This window comes from Acidovorax kalamii (genome assembly GCF_002245625.1).
Taxonomy (GTDB): domain Bacteria; phylum Pseudomonadota; class Gammaproteobacteria; order Burkholderiales; family Burkholderiaceae_C; genus Acidovorax; species Acidovorax kalamii.
In genome coordinates this window covers 949291-961803 of record NZ_NOIG01000004.1, presented here as the reverse complement: position 1 = coordinate 961803, position 12513 = coordinate 949291, and the positions used below count along the sequence as shown (strand labels likewise).

The following is a 12513-nucleotide window of genomic DNA, read 5'->3' as shown; positions in this document are numbered from 1 at the left end:
TACACCGGTTCCAACCCGCCCAAGATCAAGGAATTCCGCCATGGCCAGCGAACTCATCAAACATGTCTCTGACGCCAGCTTTGAAGCCGACGTGCTCCAACCCGGCTCCGCCGTGCTGGTGGACTACTGGGCCGAATGGTGCGGCCCCTGCAAGATGATTGCCCCCATCCTGGATGAAGTCGCAGGCACCTACCAGGGCAAGCTGCAGATCGCCAAGATGAATGTGGATGAAAACCGCGAGATCCCCGCCAAGTTCGGCATCCGCGGCATCCCCACCCTGATGCTGTTCAAGGACGGCCAACTGGCCGCCACCAAGGTCGGTGCGATGAGCAAGGCACAACTGACCGCCTTCATCGATCAGCAACTGGCCTGATCCCCCAAGCCCCGCTGGTGCGCTGCCTGCGGGGCATTTTTTTGGGTGCATATGGCATGCATGCAGTGCCAGAGTGGCGCTGCATGCAGCTGCTCATAGCACACCCCTGAAGCACCTGCTTTTTTTCCTGTCATAATTCCCCTCGATCACCGGCCTGCACGCATTGGCAGCCGGACCAAGATCCCCGGCGGGCCGGGCCTGCAAACAGCAGCCCTTCCGGCACCAGCCCCCTCCCCCAAGATTCTTACCAGCTCCGCCAAGGAGTCACTCCATGCACTTAAACGAACTCAAGGCACTGCACGTGTCTGAAGTCCTGAAGCAAGCCGAAGAACTCGAAATCGAAAACACGGGACGGATGCGCAAACAGGAGTTGATGTTTGCCATCATCAAGAAGCGCGCCAAGGCGGGCGAGCAGGTGTTTGCGGATGGCGTGCTGGAAATCCTGCCCGACGGATTTGGCTTCTTGCGCAGCCCTGACACCAGCTTCACGGCTAGCACGGACGACATCTACATCAGCCCCAGCCAGGTGCGCCGCTTCAACCTGCACACCGGCGACATGATCGAAGGCGAAGTGCGCACGCCCAAGGACGGTGAGCGCTACTTTGCCCTGACCAAGCTCGACTCGGTCAATGGCGGACCGCCCGAGCAGAACAAGCACAAGGTGATGTTCGAAAACCTGACGCCCCTGTTCCCCAAGGAACAGATGCGCCTGGAACGCGAGATCAAGGGCGACGAGAACATCACCGGTCGCATCATCGACATCATTGCCCCCATCGGCCGCGGCCAGCGCGCACTGATCGTGGCGCCGCCCAAGAGCGGCAAGACGGTGATGATGCAGCACATCGCCCACGCCATCACGGCCAACAACCCTGACGTGCACCTGATGGTGCTGCTGGTGGACGAGCGCCCTGAAGAAGTGACCGAAATGCAGCGTACGGTCAAGGGCGACATCATTGCCTCCACCTTCGACGAGCCTGCCGCCCGTCACGTGCATGTGGCCGAAATGGTGATCGAGCGCGCCAAGCGTCTGGTCGAACTGAAGAAGGACGTGGTGATCCTGCTGGACTCCATCACCCGCCTGGCCCGCGCCTACAACAACGTCGTGCCGTCGAGCGGCAAGGTGCTGTCGGGTGGCGTGGACGCTGCTGCACTGCAGCGCCCCAAGCGCTTCTTTGGCGCCGCGCGCAAGGTCGAGGAAGGCGGCTCGCTGACCATCATCGCCACTGCGCTGGTCGATACCGGCAGCCGCATGGACGAAGTGATCTTTGAAGAGTTCAAGGGCACGGGCAACTGCGAAATCCACCTGAACCGCCGCCTGTACGAAAAGCGTGTGTTCCCCGCCATCGAACTGAACAAGAGCGGCACGCGCCGCGAAGAGCTGCTGCTGGCGCCCGAGATCCTGCAGAAGACCCGCATCCTGCGCCAGTTCATGTACAACATGGACGAGATCGAGTCCATGGAGCTGATGATCAAGAACATGAAGGCCACCAAGACCAATGTGGACTTTTTCGACATGATGCGAAGAGGCGGGTGACATCCCCCTGAGGCGCTTTGCACCTTCCCCCGTCTCTCGAATTGCGCTGCAATTCGGGAAGGGGGACACCGCCAGCGCGGCGGGGGACCCTTGCGCGGCGGTTCTCGCATGGGCTGCCGTGGCAGTTTCGAACAAACGCGGGAAACCTGAAAATGGAGAAATCGCCGTCTATGCAATAATAGAGGGCTTTTTCTTGCGGAAAGTACATCGGACTGGCCGGTGCGGCTCCCGCAGTTGACTCAAAGGAAGATCATGAAAGAAGGCATTCACCCCAACTACCGCGAAGTTCTGTTCGTGGACCTGTCCAACGGCTTCAAGTTCGTGACCCGCTCGTGCGTGAACACGAAGGAAACCGAAACCTTCGAAGGCAAGGAATACCCGCTGTTCAAGCTGGACACCTCCTCTGAATCGCACCCCTTCTACACCGGCACGCAAAAGTCCGTGGACAACATGGGTGGCCGCGTGGAGCGCTTCCGCAACCGTTTCGGCAAGACCGCAGCGAAGTAATTCGCTTCCTGCGTTCCCGCCAAAAAGGCAGCCCGGGCAACCGGGCTGCCTTTTTCTTTGTTTTGCCCTTATTCTCGGTGGCTCTTCGCATTGCTACCCACTGACGCGTGACCCCACCGACCCCCGCCATCGTTACCCAGAATGCCGTGAGCCCACTTCCACGCTGGGCGTTGCTGCTGCTGTGCATCGCCTACGTGGTGCCGGGCTATGTCGGGCGTGGCCCCTGGAAGAATGCCGATGTCACGGCATTTGGTTACATGCTGGAGCTGGCCCAGGGCCGCACACCATGGCTCGCCCCCTTGCTGGGCGGCATGCCACCCGAAACAGAGGGGCTGCTGCCCTACTGGCTGGGCGCCTGGGCGATGCAGATTGCGCCCTCCTGGCTGTCGGCCGAGATGGCCGTGCGCATTCCGTTTGCCGGGCTGCTGGCTCTCACACTCATAGCGACCTGGTACGGCGTGTACTACCTGGCCCGCAGCCCCGGCGCGCAGCCCGTGGCGTTTGCGTTTGGCGGCGAGGCCCCTCCGCTCGACTATGCCCGTGCGATTGCCGATGGCGCGCTGCTGGCCTTGATCGCCTGCCTGGGGCTGGCCCAGCTGTCGCACGAAACCACCAGCTATCTGGTGCAGCTCAGCTGCACCGCACTGCTCTTTTTTGCGGTGGCCGCCATGCCCCACCGCACCGTGGCACCAGCCATTGCGCTGGTGGTAGGCCTGCTCGGGCTGACGCTGGCCGGGGCCCCTGCCCTGGCCGCGATGCTGGGCATTGGCAGCATGGCGCTGGTAGCGCTGGCCCCAGGCAGCAGCACCGACCGCCGGTGGCCCTGGGCGCTGGGCTTACTGGCCGTCACGCTGCTGGCAGCCTGGGCGGCCTGGGCGCTGGACCTGTGGCGCTGGCGCATTGTGGGCGGCGGTACAGGCGCCAAGGAGTGGCAGAGTCTGGTGCGGCTACTGATATGGTTTGGCTGGCCCGCCTGGCCGCTGGCGCTGTGGACCCTGTGGCGCTGGCGCAAGCAGATCGTGAGCCGCCAGGGCCACCGGCATCTGCTGCTGCCGCTGTGGTTCTCGGTGGTTTCCGTTGCCGCCACCCTCAGCACCCAGCCTGCAGACCGCGCCCTGTTGCTGGGCCTGCCCGCCATGGCGGCGCTGGCCGCGTTTGCACTGCCCACCCTGCGCCGCAGCGTGGGGGCCCTGATCGACTGGTTCACACTGCTGTTCTTCACCGTGTCCGCGCTGGCGATCTGGGTGATCTGGATCGCCATGCAGACCGGCGTGCCCGCCAAGCCCGCCGCCAATGTGGCCAAGCTGGCTCCAGGCTTCGAGCCCCAGTTTTCAACCCTGGCCCTGGTGGTGGCCCTGGCAGCCACCGTGGGCTGGTGTGGGCTTGTCTGGTGGCGCGCGTCCCGCAACCGCGCCCCGATCTGGAAAAGCCTGGTGCTGCCCGCTGGCGGTGCCGCCCTGGGCTGGGTGCTGCTGATGACGCTGTGGCTGCCGCTGCTGGACTATGCGCGCAGCTACACCCCGCAGGTGCGCAGTGTGTTGGCGGCAATGGGGCCGGAGCCCGGGTGCATCCAGACGGTGGGGCTGAGCCGCGCCCAGGTGGCCGCGCTGCAGTACCACGGCCGGCTCTCGCTGCAGCGGGCGGGCCTGCAGGACGAATGCCAGTGGCTGCTGGCAGACATCGCATCTTGGCCCGCGTCTGAACGCATGGTCAACGCTGCCTTGTGGGAGCTCAAGGCCACCCTGCCCCGCCCGACGGACAAGAACGACCACCTGCTGCTGCTGCGCCGCAAAGGCCCGGCGCGCTGATGTCGGAACGCTCCACCATCACCCGGCATGCCCTCACGGTGCTGGCCGGGCAACTGGCTGTCATGGCCTTTGGCGTGACGGACACCATTGTGGCTGGCCGCTACAGCGAAGCCTCGCTCGCCGCGCTATCCGTGGGCTCGGCCATTTTCATCAGCGTCTATGTGGCGCTGATTGGTGTGCTGCAGGCGCTGCTGCCCGTGTGGGCCGAGCAGCGCGGTGCGCGCGAGACCGAGGGGGTGGGCCGCTCGCTGCGCCAGGCCCTGTATCTGTGCGGAGCTGCCTCGGTGGCGGGCATGGCCATCCTGCTCTCGCCGGGGCCCATCCTGCGCTGGACCGATGTCCCAGCCGCACTGCAACCCGACGTGGAGAACTACCTGGCCGTTCTGGCGCTCGCGCTGCCCCCGGCCCTGCTGTTCCGCATCTACAGCACGCTGAACCAGGCTCTGGGCAAGCCCCAGCTGGTGACCTGGCTGCAGGTGGGCTCGCTGTTCATCAAGCTGCCGCTGTCGGTGTGGTTCACGTTTGGTGGTGCGGGCCTGCCCGCGCAGGGCGTGGTGGGTTGCGCCTGGGCCACCCTGGTCGTCAACTGCAGCATGCTGGCCCTTGCCATCTGGCTGCTGCGCACGCAAGACCTCTACGAACCCCTGGACCTGTGGCGCCGCATGGAACCGCCCCACTGGCCCACCATTGCGGGCTTCGCGCGGCTGGGCATTCCTGCGGGCCTGGCGGTGATGGTCGAGGTGACCTCGTTCACGCTGATGGCTTTGTTCATCGCGCGCCAGGGCACTACGGCATCCGCAGCCCACCAGATTGCCGCCAACCTGGCCGCCGTGCTCTACATGGTGCCGCTGTCATTGGCCATCGCCACCAGCGCGCGGGTAAGTTACTGGCTGGGTGCAGGTAACCCGGCGCAGGCGCGCAAGGTTGTTTTCATAGGTTTCAGGCTTTCTGCGCCTGCTGGTATTGCCTTTGCAGCTATATTATTGATAGCAAAAGACCATATTGGAAGCGTGTACTCGGCCAACGCCAGCGTGGTGGCGATGACCGGGGGCGTGCTGGTGTGGGTTGCCGCCTACCACGTGGCCGATGTGCTGCAAACCCTGTGTGTTTTTGTGCTGCGCTGCTACCGCATCACCCTGGCCCCGCTGGCCGTGTACTGCACCCTGCTCTGGGGTGCGGGCCTGGGCGGAGGCTACTGGTTGGCCTACGCTGGCCACGGCCCCTGGGCGCAGGCCCCTTCGCCCATCCCGTTCTGGGCGGCCAGCGCTGCCGCCCTGGCGGTCACGGCCGCCCTGTTCATGGCCATGCTCTGGCAGGCCATCACCCCGGCAGAGCAAAACCACGCAGCCGGTTTGCAGGGAAGGTGACCGAAAACACCGAGCCCTTGCCCAGGGTGCTGGATATGTCGAGCGTGGCGCCGTGGCGCTGCAGCACATGCTTCACGATGGCCAAGCCCAGGCCCGTGCCGCCCGTTTCGCGCGAGCGGCTGCGGTCCACACGGTAAAAGCGCTCTGTCAGGCGCGGAATGTGCTCGGGCGCGATGCCGGGGCCGGTGTCCTGCACCGAAAACACGGCATCGCCGTCTTCCTTGCGCTCCCACACCACGGCGATGGAGCCGCCAGCGGGCGTGTAGCGCACGGCGTTGTTGACCAGGTTGGACAAGGCGCTTTGCAGCTCGGCGGGCACACCGGCAATCTCGCCCTCGCTGCGCAAGGCCTCGGCTGTCGGGAAGCGGATCTCATGCGTGCGCTGCTGGTTCTGCGTGAGCAGTGCCGACAGCGCCCGGCCCTCCTCCTCGCAGCGCTGCATCAGCGACTGCACGGGGGTCCATTCGGCCATGCCGGGCAGCGGGCTGCCCTCCAGGCGCGACAGGGTGAGCAGATCCTGCACCACGCTTTGCATGCGCTGGGCCTGCTGCGCCATCATGCCCAGGTAGCGGGCGCGCTCATCAGCACTCAGGGGCAGGGTCTGCAGGGTTTCGACAAAACCCGTGAGCACGGTGAGGGGGGTGCGGATCTCGTGCGACACATTGGCCACAAAGTCGCGCCGCATGGCGTCGGCCTGCTCCAGTGCCGTGACATCGCGCGAGAGCAGCAAGGTGCGCCCGTCACCATACGGGTGCAGGTGCACCGAGATGCGCACCGGGCGCGACGACGTGCTCAGGCGCCCCTCCAGCACCACGTCGCTGGAGAAATCCTTGGCCGCGAAGTAGGCCGTGAACTCGGGGTTGCGCAGCAGGTTGCCGATGGACTGCATCACATCGCGCTGGGCATCAAAACCAAACTGGCTCGCCGCCATCTGGTTGCACCATTCAATGCGGCCCTGCGCATCGAGCAGCACCACGCCATTGGGCGAAGCCTGCAGCGCGGCCAGGATCTCCTGTAACCGGTCCTGGCTGTCGCGGACAAGCGCCTCCTGCCTGCGCAGCAGGCGCCGGGCGCGGTCCGCCGCCTCGCCCCAGATGCCACGCATCACGGGCACATTCACCAGATCGCCGGTGCGCAGCCAGCGCAGCACCCGCACGCCGCGCAGCAGGTCCCACACAAACCAGGCCCAGCCCGCCAGCGCTGCGCCCAAGGCCGCGCCCCAGGGGCCCCCCTCCCACCAGCCCAGCCCTCCGCCCGCAATCTGCCAGAGCAGGAAATACGTAATTCGCCACAGCATGCGCTCAGCAAAGCCTTTTCAAAAACACCAGGGGCGCAACGCGTGCGCCCCGTTTACATCACAAGGAGAACCAGCTCAGACGGTATGCAAGGCCCCGGCCCGTCCGGGGCACGGGCACGCCGGGTTCGTCCACGCCGTTTCAGGCCTGCTGCAATTGCACCTGTGGCTGTGCCGTGAGCCGGTAGCCCGCGCCCCGCACGGTTTCCACCATCACCGATGCGCCGCCCAGCGCCTCGCGCAGGCGCTTCACATGCACATCCACCGTGCGCTCTTCAATGAACACATGGTCACCCCATACCTTGTCCAGCAGTTGCGAACGGCTGTGCACACGCTCGGCGTGTTTCATCAGAAAGTGCAGCAGCTTGAATTCGGTGGGCCCCACCTTCAGGGGCTGCGCCTGGTAGGACACGCGGTAGGTCGCAGCATCGAGCACCAGTTCGCCAATCGTCACGCTGTCACTCACTTGTTCAGGAGCGCGGCGGCGCAGCACGGCGCGGATGCGGGCCAGCAGCTCCTGCGTGGAGAACGGCTTCGTGATGTAGTCGTCGGCACCGGCGTCCAAACCCGCCACCTTGTCCGGCTCGTCGCCACGGGCGGTCAGCATGAGGATGGGGATGGGCTTGGTGCGGCTGTCGGCGCGCCATTTGCGGGCCAGCGACAGGCCGCTCTGGCCGGGCAGCATCCAGTCAAGCAGGATGACATCCGGCAGCACGGCATCGAGCTCGCGCTGGGCGGAGTCGCCGTCTTCTGCCCAGAAAGGCTGGAATCCGTTGTGGCGCAGATTGACGGCGATCAGCTCGGCAATCGCGGGTTCGTCCTCGACGATGAGGACGCGTGGGAGCTTTCTCATGGTGTTGCCAAAGCCCTTTCTTCTTACAGCACGGCCGACTCGATCTCGTCGAGGGCAGTGTGGCGCACATCCTTGCCCTTGACCAGATAGATGATGAGTTCGGCCACGTTCTTGGAATGGTCTCCGATGCGCTCGATCGCCTTGGCCAGGAACAGCAGGTCCAGGCTGGGCGAGATGGTGCGGGGGTCTTCCATCATGTAGGTGATGAGCTTGCGCACGAAGCCGTCAAACTCCTTGTCGATGAGGTCGTCCTCCTTGAGGATGGCCACGGCAGCCTTCACATCCAGGCGCGCAAATGCATCCAGCGTCTTGCGGAGCAGGCCCGAGGCCAGTTCGGCCGCCGTGCGCAGGTCGCTCGACGGCAGCGAGCGCGGGGCACCGCTCTCGATGATGGAACGCACCATGCGGGCCATCTTGTTGGCCTCGTCACCCATGCGCTCCAGGTTGGCCGTGGCCTTGGAGAAGGCCAGCAGCAGGCGCAGGTCGCGCGCGGTGGGCTGGCGTCGGGCAATGATGGAAGACAGCTCCTGGTCGATCTCGACCTCCATCGCATTGATGCGGGTCTCCATCGAGGCCACGGTGTCCACGGCTTCCAGGCTGAACTGCGAAAGCGCGTAGACCGCCTGGCGGATCTGCGACTCCACGAGGCCGCCCATCTCCATGACGCGGGCAGAGACGCTGTTGAGTTCGCTGTCGAACTGCGAGGAAAGATGTTTATCGGGCATCTCGTTGTCTCCTTAGCCGAAACGGCCGGTGATGTAGTCTTCGGTTTCCTTGCGCTCGGGCTTGAAGAAGATCTGCTCGGTAGCGCCGAACTCGATCATTTCGCCGAGGTACATGTAGGCCGTGTAGTCGCTGCAGCGCGCGGCCTGCTGCATGTTGTGGGTCACGATGGCGATCGTGTAGTCGTGCTTGAGTTCGTCGATCAGCTCTTCGATCTTGGCGGTGGACAGCGGGTCCAGCGCCGAGGTGGGCTCGTCTAGCAACAGCACCGATGGCTTCACCGCCACGCTGCGCGCGATGCACAGGCGCTGCTGCTGGCCGCCGGACAGCGACAGGCCGCTCTGGTGCAACTTGTCCTTCACTTCGGTCCACAGCGCGGCCTTGGACAGCGCCCATTCCACGCGGTCATCCATCTCACTCTTGCTCAGGCTTTCATACAGCTTCACGCCAAACGCGATGTTGTCGTAGATGGACATGGGAAACGGCGTGGGCTTCTGGAACACCATGCCGATGCGGGCACGCAGCAGGTTGATGTCCTGCTTGGGGTCCAGGATGTCCTGGCCGTAGAAGTTGATGGAGCCCTCAGCGCGCTGGCCGGGGTACAGGCTGTACATGCGGTTCAGCGTGCGCAGCAGCGTGGACTTGCCGCAGCCCGAGGGGCCGATGAAAGCGGTGACCTTGTGTTCTGCGATGTTGAGGCTCACGTTGCGCAGGCCCTGGAACTTGCCGTAGAAAAAGCTCAGGTTGCGCAGCTCCAGCGCGTTCTTGCTGGCAGTGGCGGTAGCAGTGGCGTTCATGTCAATTCCTGAAGATGGAGACTGTCTTGTCAGTGTCTGCAGTGGGGTCTGCGGGCCGGGTCAGACGCGGTTTTTCTCGCGCAGGAACACCCGCGCCACGATGTTGAGAATCAGCACCGAGAGCGTGATCAGCAGCGCGCCGCCCCACGCCAGGCGCACCCAGTTTTCGTATGGGCTCAGCGCAAACTGGAAGATCACCACGGGCAGGTTGGCCATGGGCGCATTCATGTTGGTGCTGAAGAACTGGTTGTTCAGCGCCGTGAACAGCAAAGGAGCTGTTTCTCCGCTGATGCGGGCCACGGCCAGCAGCAGGCCGGTCATCACGCCGCTGCGGGCAGCGCGCAGAGTGACCATGGTGGAGACCTTCCAGCGCGGAGCGCCCAGGGCAAAGGCGGCTTCGCGCAGGCTGCCGGGCACCAGGCGCAGCATGTTTTCGGTCGTGCGAACGACCACGGGCACAGCGATCAGCGACAGCGCCAGGCTGCCCGCCCAGCCAGAGAAGTTGCCCACCGTGGCCACGGCAATCGCATAGACGAACAGGCCCAGCACGATGGACGGTGCCGACAGCATGATGTCGGTCACGAACCGGGTCAGTTCCGCCACCTTACTCTGCTCACTGTATTCGGCCAAGTACACGCCGGCCAACACGCCGATGGGGGTAGACACCAGCACGGTGAAGCCCACCATCAGCAGGCTGCCCACGATGGCATTGGCCAGACCGCCGCCTTCCGAGCCGGGCGCTGGCGTGGACTGGGTGAACATGTTCCAATCCAGCGCAGCGAAGCCGTTGGTCAGCAGCACGCTCAGGATCCAGAGCAGCACAAACAGGCCCAGCACCATGGCGCCCAGGGACAGGGTCAGACCGATGGCATTGGAGCGCTGGCGCTTTTTGTAGAGTTGTTGGTTGAATTCCATGGAGCTTGTCTCGATAGAGGGTTTCATGGGGGCTCAAAGGCCCTTGGCCTTCTCGGCGCGCAGCAGCATGATCTTGGCGGCCGACAACACCACAAAGGTGATCACAAAGAGCAGGAAGCCCAGGGCAAACAGCGTGGAGAGGTGGAAATCCGCCGCTTCGCCAAACTCGTTGGCCAGGGTAGATGCGATGGAGGTTCCAGGCGAGAAGAGCGAGGTCGGCATGCGGTTGGCATTGCCAATCACAAAGGTCACCGCCATGGTCTCGCCCAGAGCGCGACCCAGGCCCAGCATCACGCCACCAATCACGCCCTTCTGTGTGTAAGGCAGCACCACGCGGCGCACCACCTCCCAGGTCGTGCAGCCCAGGCCATAGGCCGATTCGCGCAGGATGGGGGGCACGATCTCGAACACGTCGCGCATCACGGCTGCCACGAAGGGCAAAACCATGAAGGCGAGCACGATGCCCGCTGCCAGGATGCCGAAGCCATTGGTGCTGCCACCAAACAGGAAACCCACCAGCGGCATGGAGCCCAGCAGCTTCTGCACAGGCATCTGGAAGTAATCGGCAAACAGCGGCGCGAACACGAACAGGCCGAACATGCCGTAGATGATGGACGGCACGGCCGCCAGCAGTTCAACCGCCGTGCCCAGTGGGCGGCGCAGCCACACCGGGCAGGTTTCGGTCAGAAACAGGGCGATACCGAAGGCCAGCGGCACCGCAATCAGCAGCGCAATGCCTGCGCTCGCCAGCGTGCCGACGATGGCAATGGCGGCACCGAATTCTTCATTGACGATGTCCCATTCCACACGCCAGATGAACTGGACGCCAAACTTGTGAAACGCTGGCCACGCGTAAATGAAGAGCGAGACGATGATGCCGAGCAACGCAGCCAGCACCAGCAAAGAGAGGCTTTGGGTCAGCCGATGGAAAAAGATGTCCTGAAGTCGCTGCCGCTTGGCAATCGACACCATCGACTTAGTGGGGGCGCCTGTCACTTTGACAGACGCGGGTTGTGAACTCATGGTGGTTCCCACGCTCATGTTGACTCCCATCTGGCTTCTGGAGGCCCCACAAACCAGCGCCCATCGGCCAGCCAGGCCGACCGATGGGCGCTATTTTGGAGCAGACTGCTTACTTCTTGATTTGCGACCACACCTTGGAACGGATCTCAGCGGTCAGGCTGTCGGGCAGGGGCACGTAGTCCAGGTCGGCAGCCATCTGCTTGCCGTTCTTGAAAGCCCAGTCAAAGAACTTCAGCACTTCGGCCGACTGGGCCTTGTCGGCGGGGTCCTTGTACATCAGGATGAAGGAGGCTGTGCTGACCGGCCAGCTGTTCGCACCCTTGGCGTTCACCATCGAAATGCCCATGCCAGGCACGCTGAACCAGTCGGCGCTGGCGGCAGCGGCGGCAAACGTGGCGTCGTCCGGGCTCACATACTTGCCGTCGGCGTTCTGCAGTTGCAGAAAATTCATGTTGTTCTTCTTGACGTAGGCGTACTCCACGTAGCCGACAGCGCCCTTCACGCGGGTCACATTGGCTGCAACGCCTTCATTGCCTTTGCCGCCCACCGAAGACGCAGCAGGCCACTTCACAGCCGCACCCTTGCCCACGGAATCCGCCCACTCCTTGCTGACGGCAGACAGGTAGTCCGTCCAGTTGAAGGTGGTGCCGGAACCATCTGCACGGTGGACCACCGTGATGTTCTGGTCGGGCAGGGTCTTGCCGGGGTTCAACGCTGCCAGCTTGGCGTCATTCCACTTGGCGATCTTGCCCAGGAAAATTTCGGCCAGCACGGGGCCGGTCACACGCAGCTCGCCAGGCTTGAAGCCGTCCAGGTTGATCACGGGCACCGTGCCGCCGATGATGGCGGGGAACTGCACCATGCCATCCTTGTCGAGCTCTGCGCCAGGCACCGGGGCATCCGTGGCACCAAAAACAACGGTCTTGGCACGGATCTGGCGAATGCCACCGGAAGAACCGATGGACTGGTAATTGAGACCTGTCCCCGTTTCCTTCTTGTAGGCTTCCGCCCACTTGGCGTACATGGGGAAGGGGAAGGTGGCACCCGCACCGGTGATATCCGCCGCGAAAGCGCTGCCAACGGCCAGGGAGGCCAAGGCTACAGCGACGGTTTTGAGAAATGTGCGTTTCATTATTCAGTACCTTTTGGCTAGGGTTGACAGGAACAGGCTGAACTCTAGGGCTCCAAGATGACAATTCAGTGACACAAATAGCCACCCTCAGGCTATTGCCACACAAGTGACGACGAACACCCTGCGGAAGTCACCCATTCGTCATAAATGAGGCACACACTCCAGTGTTCTAAAAATCCCCCTGCTC

General features: G+C 63.7%; 12 protein-coding genes. 5 read left to right on the top strand and 7 right to left on the bottom strand.

Features of this window, described 5'->3' with window-relative positions:
• Positions 1-40: 40 nt before the first annotated feature.
• The 5 genes from trxA (at position 41) to CBY09_RS07485 (ending at position 5589) form a co-directional block, all read left to right on the top strand.
• On the top strand, positions 41-373 hold the full coding sequence (gene trxA / locus CBY09_RS07505) for a thioredoxin TrxA (protein ID WP_008906761.1): 333 nt from the start codon (positions 41-43) through the stop codon (positions 371-373).
• Positions 374-644: 271 nt separating this feature from the next.
• A complete protein-coding gene (gene rho, locus CBY09_RS07500) occupies positions 645-1907 on the top strand; it encodes a transcription termination factor Rho (RefSeq protein WP_094287913.1) in 1263 nt (420 codons plus the stop codon).
• Between the two features lie 252 nt (positions 1908-2159).
• The gene (locus tag CBY09_RS07495; protein WP_044396829.1) at positions 2160-2414 is read left to right on the top strand and encodes a type B 50S ribosomal protein L31; all 255 of its coding nucleotides are present in this window, start codon (positions 2160-2162) and stop codon (positions 2412-2414) included.
• 107 nt (positions 2415-2521) lie between these two features.
• On the top strand, positions 2522-4222 hold the full coding sequence (locus CBY09_RS07490; RefSeq protein ID WP_094287911.1) for a hypothetical protein: 1701 nt from the start codon (positions 2522-2524) through the stop codon (positions 4220-4222).
• Positions 4222-5589, top strand: coding sequence for an MATE family efflux transporter (locus tag CBY09_RS07485; protein ID WP_094287909.1), 1368 nt, complete (start codon positions 4222-4224; stop codon positions 5587-5589). Before CBY09_RS07490 ends, CBY09_RS07485 begins: the two co-directional genes overlap by 1 nt.
• On the opposite strand, the gene phoR is transcribed toward CBY09_RS07485, so the two are convergent.
• From phoR to pstS, 7 genes are all read right to left on the bottom strand, one after another.
• A complete protein-coding gene (gene phoR / locus CBY09_RS07480; protein ID WP_094287907.1) occupies positions 5543-6886 on the bottom strand; it encodes a phosphate regulon sensor histidine kinase PhoR in 1344 nt (447 codons plus the stop codon). The genes CBY09_RS07485 and phoR overlap by 47 nt on opposite strands.
• Before the next feature lie 139 nt (positions 6887-7025).
• Positions 7026-7736 carry a phosphate regulon transcriptional regulator PhoB gene (phoB, locus tag CBY09_RS07475; RefSeq protein WP_063459542.1) on the bottom strand — a complete coding sequence of 237 codons (711 nt, stop codon included), beginning with the start codon at positions 7734-7736 and terminating at the stop codon, positions 7026-7028.
• Positions 7737-7759: 23 nt separating this feature from the next.
• On the bottom strand, positions 7760-8461 hold the full coding sequence (phoU, locus tag CBY09_RS07470) for a phosphate signaling complex protein PhoU (RefSeq protein ID WP_094287905.1): 702 nt from the start codon (positions 8459-8461) through the stop codon (positions 7760-7762).
• 12 nt (positions 8462-8473) lie between these two features.
• A complete protein-coding gene (pstB, locus tag CBY09_RS07465) occupies positions 8474-9256 on the bottom strand; it encodes a phosphate ABC transporter ATP-binding protein PstB (RefSeq protein ID WP_094287903.1) in 783 nt (260 codons plus the stop codon).
• Between the two features lie 60 nt (positions 9257-9316).
• The gene (gene pstA, locus CBY09_RS07460; protein WP_094287902.1) at positions 9317-10171 is read right to left on the bottom strand and encodes a phosphate ABC transporter permease PstA; all 855 of its coding nucleotides are present in this window, start codon (positions 10169-10171) and stop codon (positions 9317-9319) included.
• Between the two features lie 33 nt (positions 10172-10204).
• On the bottom strand, positions 10205-11224 hold the full coding sequence (gene pstC, locus CBY09_RS07455) for a phosphate ABC transporter permease subunit PstC (protein ID WP_063459538.1): 1020 nt from the start codon (positions 11222-11224) through the stop codon (positions 10205-10207).
• Positions 11225-11303: 79 nt separating this feature from the next.
• Positions 11304-12326 carry a phosphate ABC transporter substrate-binding protein PstS gene (gene pstS / locus CBY09_RS07450; protein ID WP_094287897.1) on the bottom strand — a complete coding sequence of 341 codons (1023 nt, stop codon included), beginning with the start codon at positions 12324-12326 and terminating at the stop codon, positions 11304-11306.
• Between the last annotated feature and the right edge of the window lie 187 nt (positions 12327-12513).

Bases quoted from the DNA above. Each gene is read 5' to 3' on its own strand.
- trxA (WP_008906761.1), top strand. From the start codon at position 41: ATGGCCAGCGAACTCATCAAACATGTCTCTGACGCCAGCTTTGAAGCC.
- rho (WP_094287913.1), top strand. From the start codon at position 645: ATGCACTTAAACGAACTCAAGGCACTGCACGTGTCTGAAGTCCTGAAG.
- CBY09_RS07495 (WP_044396829.1), top strand. From the start codon at position 2,160: ATGAAAGAAGGCATTCACCCCAACTACCGCGAAGTTCTGTTCGTGGAC.
- CBY09_RS07485 (WP_094287909.1), top strand. From the start codon at position 4,222: ATGTCGGAACGCTCCACCATCACCCGGCATGCCCTCACGGTGCTGGCC.
- phoR (WP_094287907.1), bottom strand. From the start codon at position 6,886: ATGCTGTGGCGAATTACGTATTTCCTGCTCTGGCAGATTGCGGGCGGA.
- phoB (WP_063459542.1), bottom strand. From the start codon at position 7,736: ATGAGAAAGCTCCCACGCGTCCTCATCGTCGAGGACGAACCCGCGATT.
- phoU (WP_094287905.1), bottom strand. From the start codon at position 8,461: ATGCCCGATAAACATCTTTCCTCGCAGTTCGACAGCGAACTCAACAGC.
- pstB (WP_094287903.1), bottom strand. From the start codon at position 9,256: ATGAACGCCACTGCTACCGCCACTGCCAGCAAGAACGCGCTGGAGCTG.
- pstA (WP_094287902.1), bottom strand. From the start codon at position 10,171: ATGGAATTCAACCAACAACTCTACAAAAAGCGCCAGCGCTCCAATGCC.
- pstC (WP_063459538.1), bottom strand. From the start codon at position 11,224: ATGGGAGTCAACATGAGCGTGGGAACCACCATGAGTTCACAACCCGCG.
- pstS (WP_094287897.1), bottom strand. From the start codon at position 12,326: ATGAAACGCACATTTCTCAAAACCGTCGCTGTAGCCTTGGCCTCCCTG.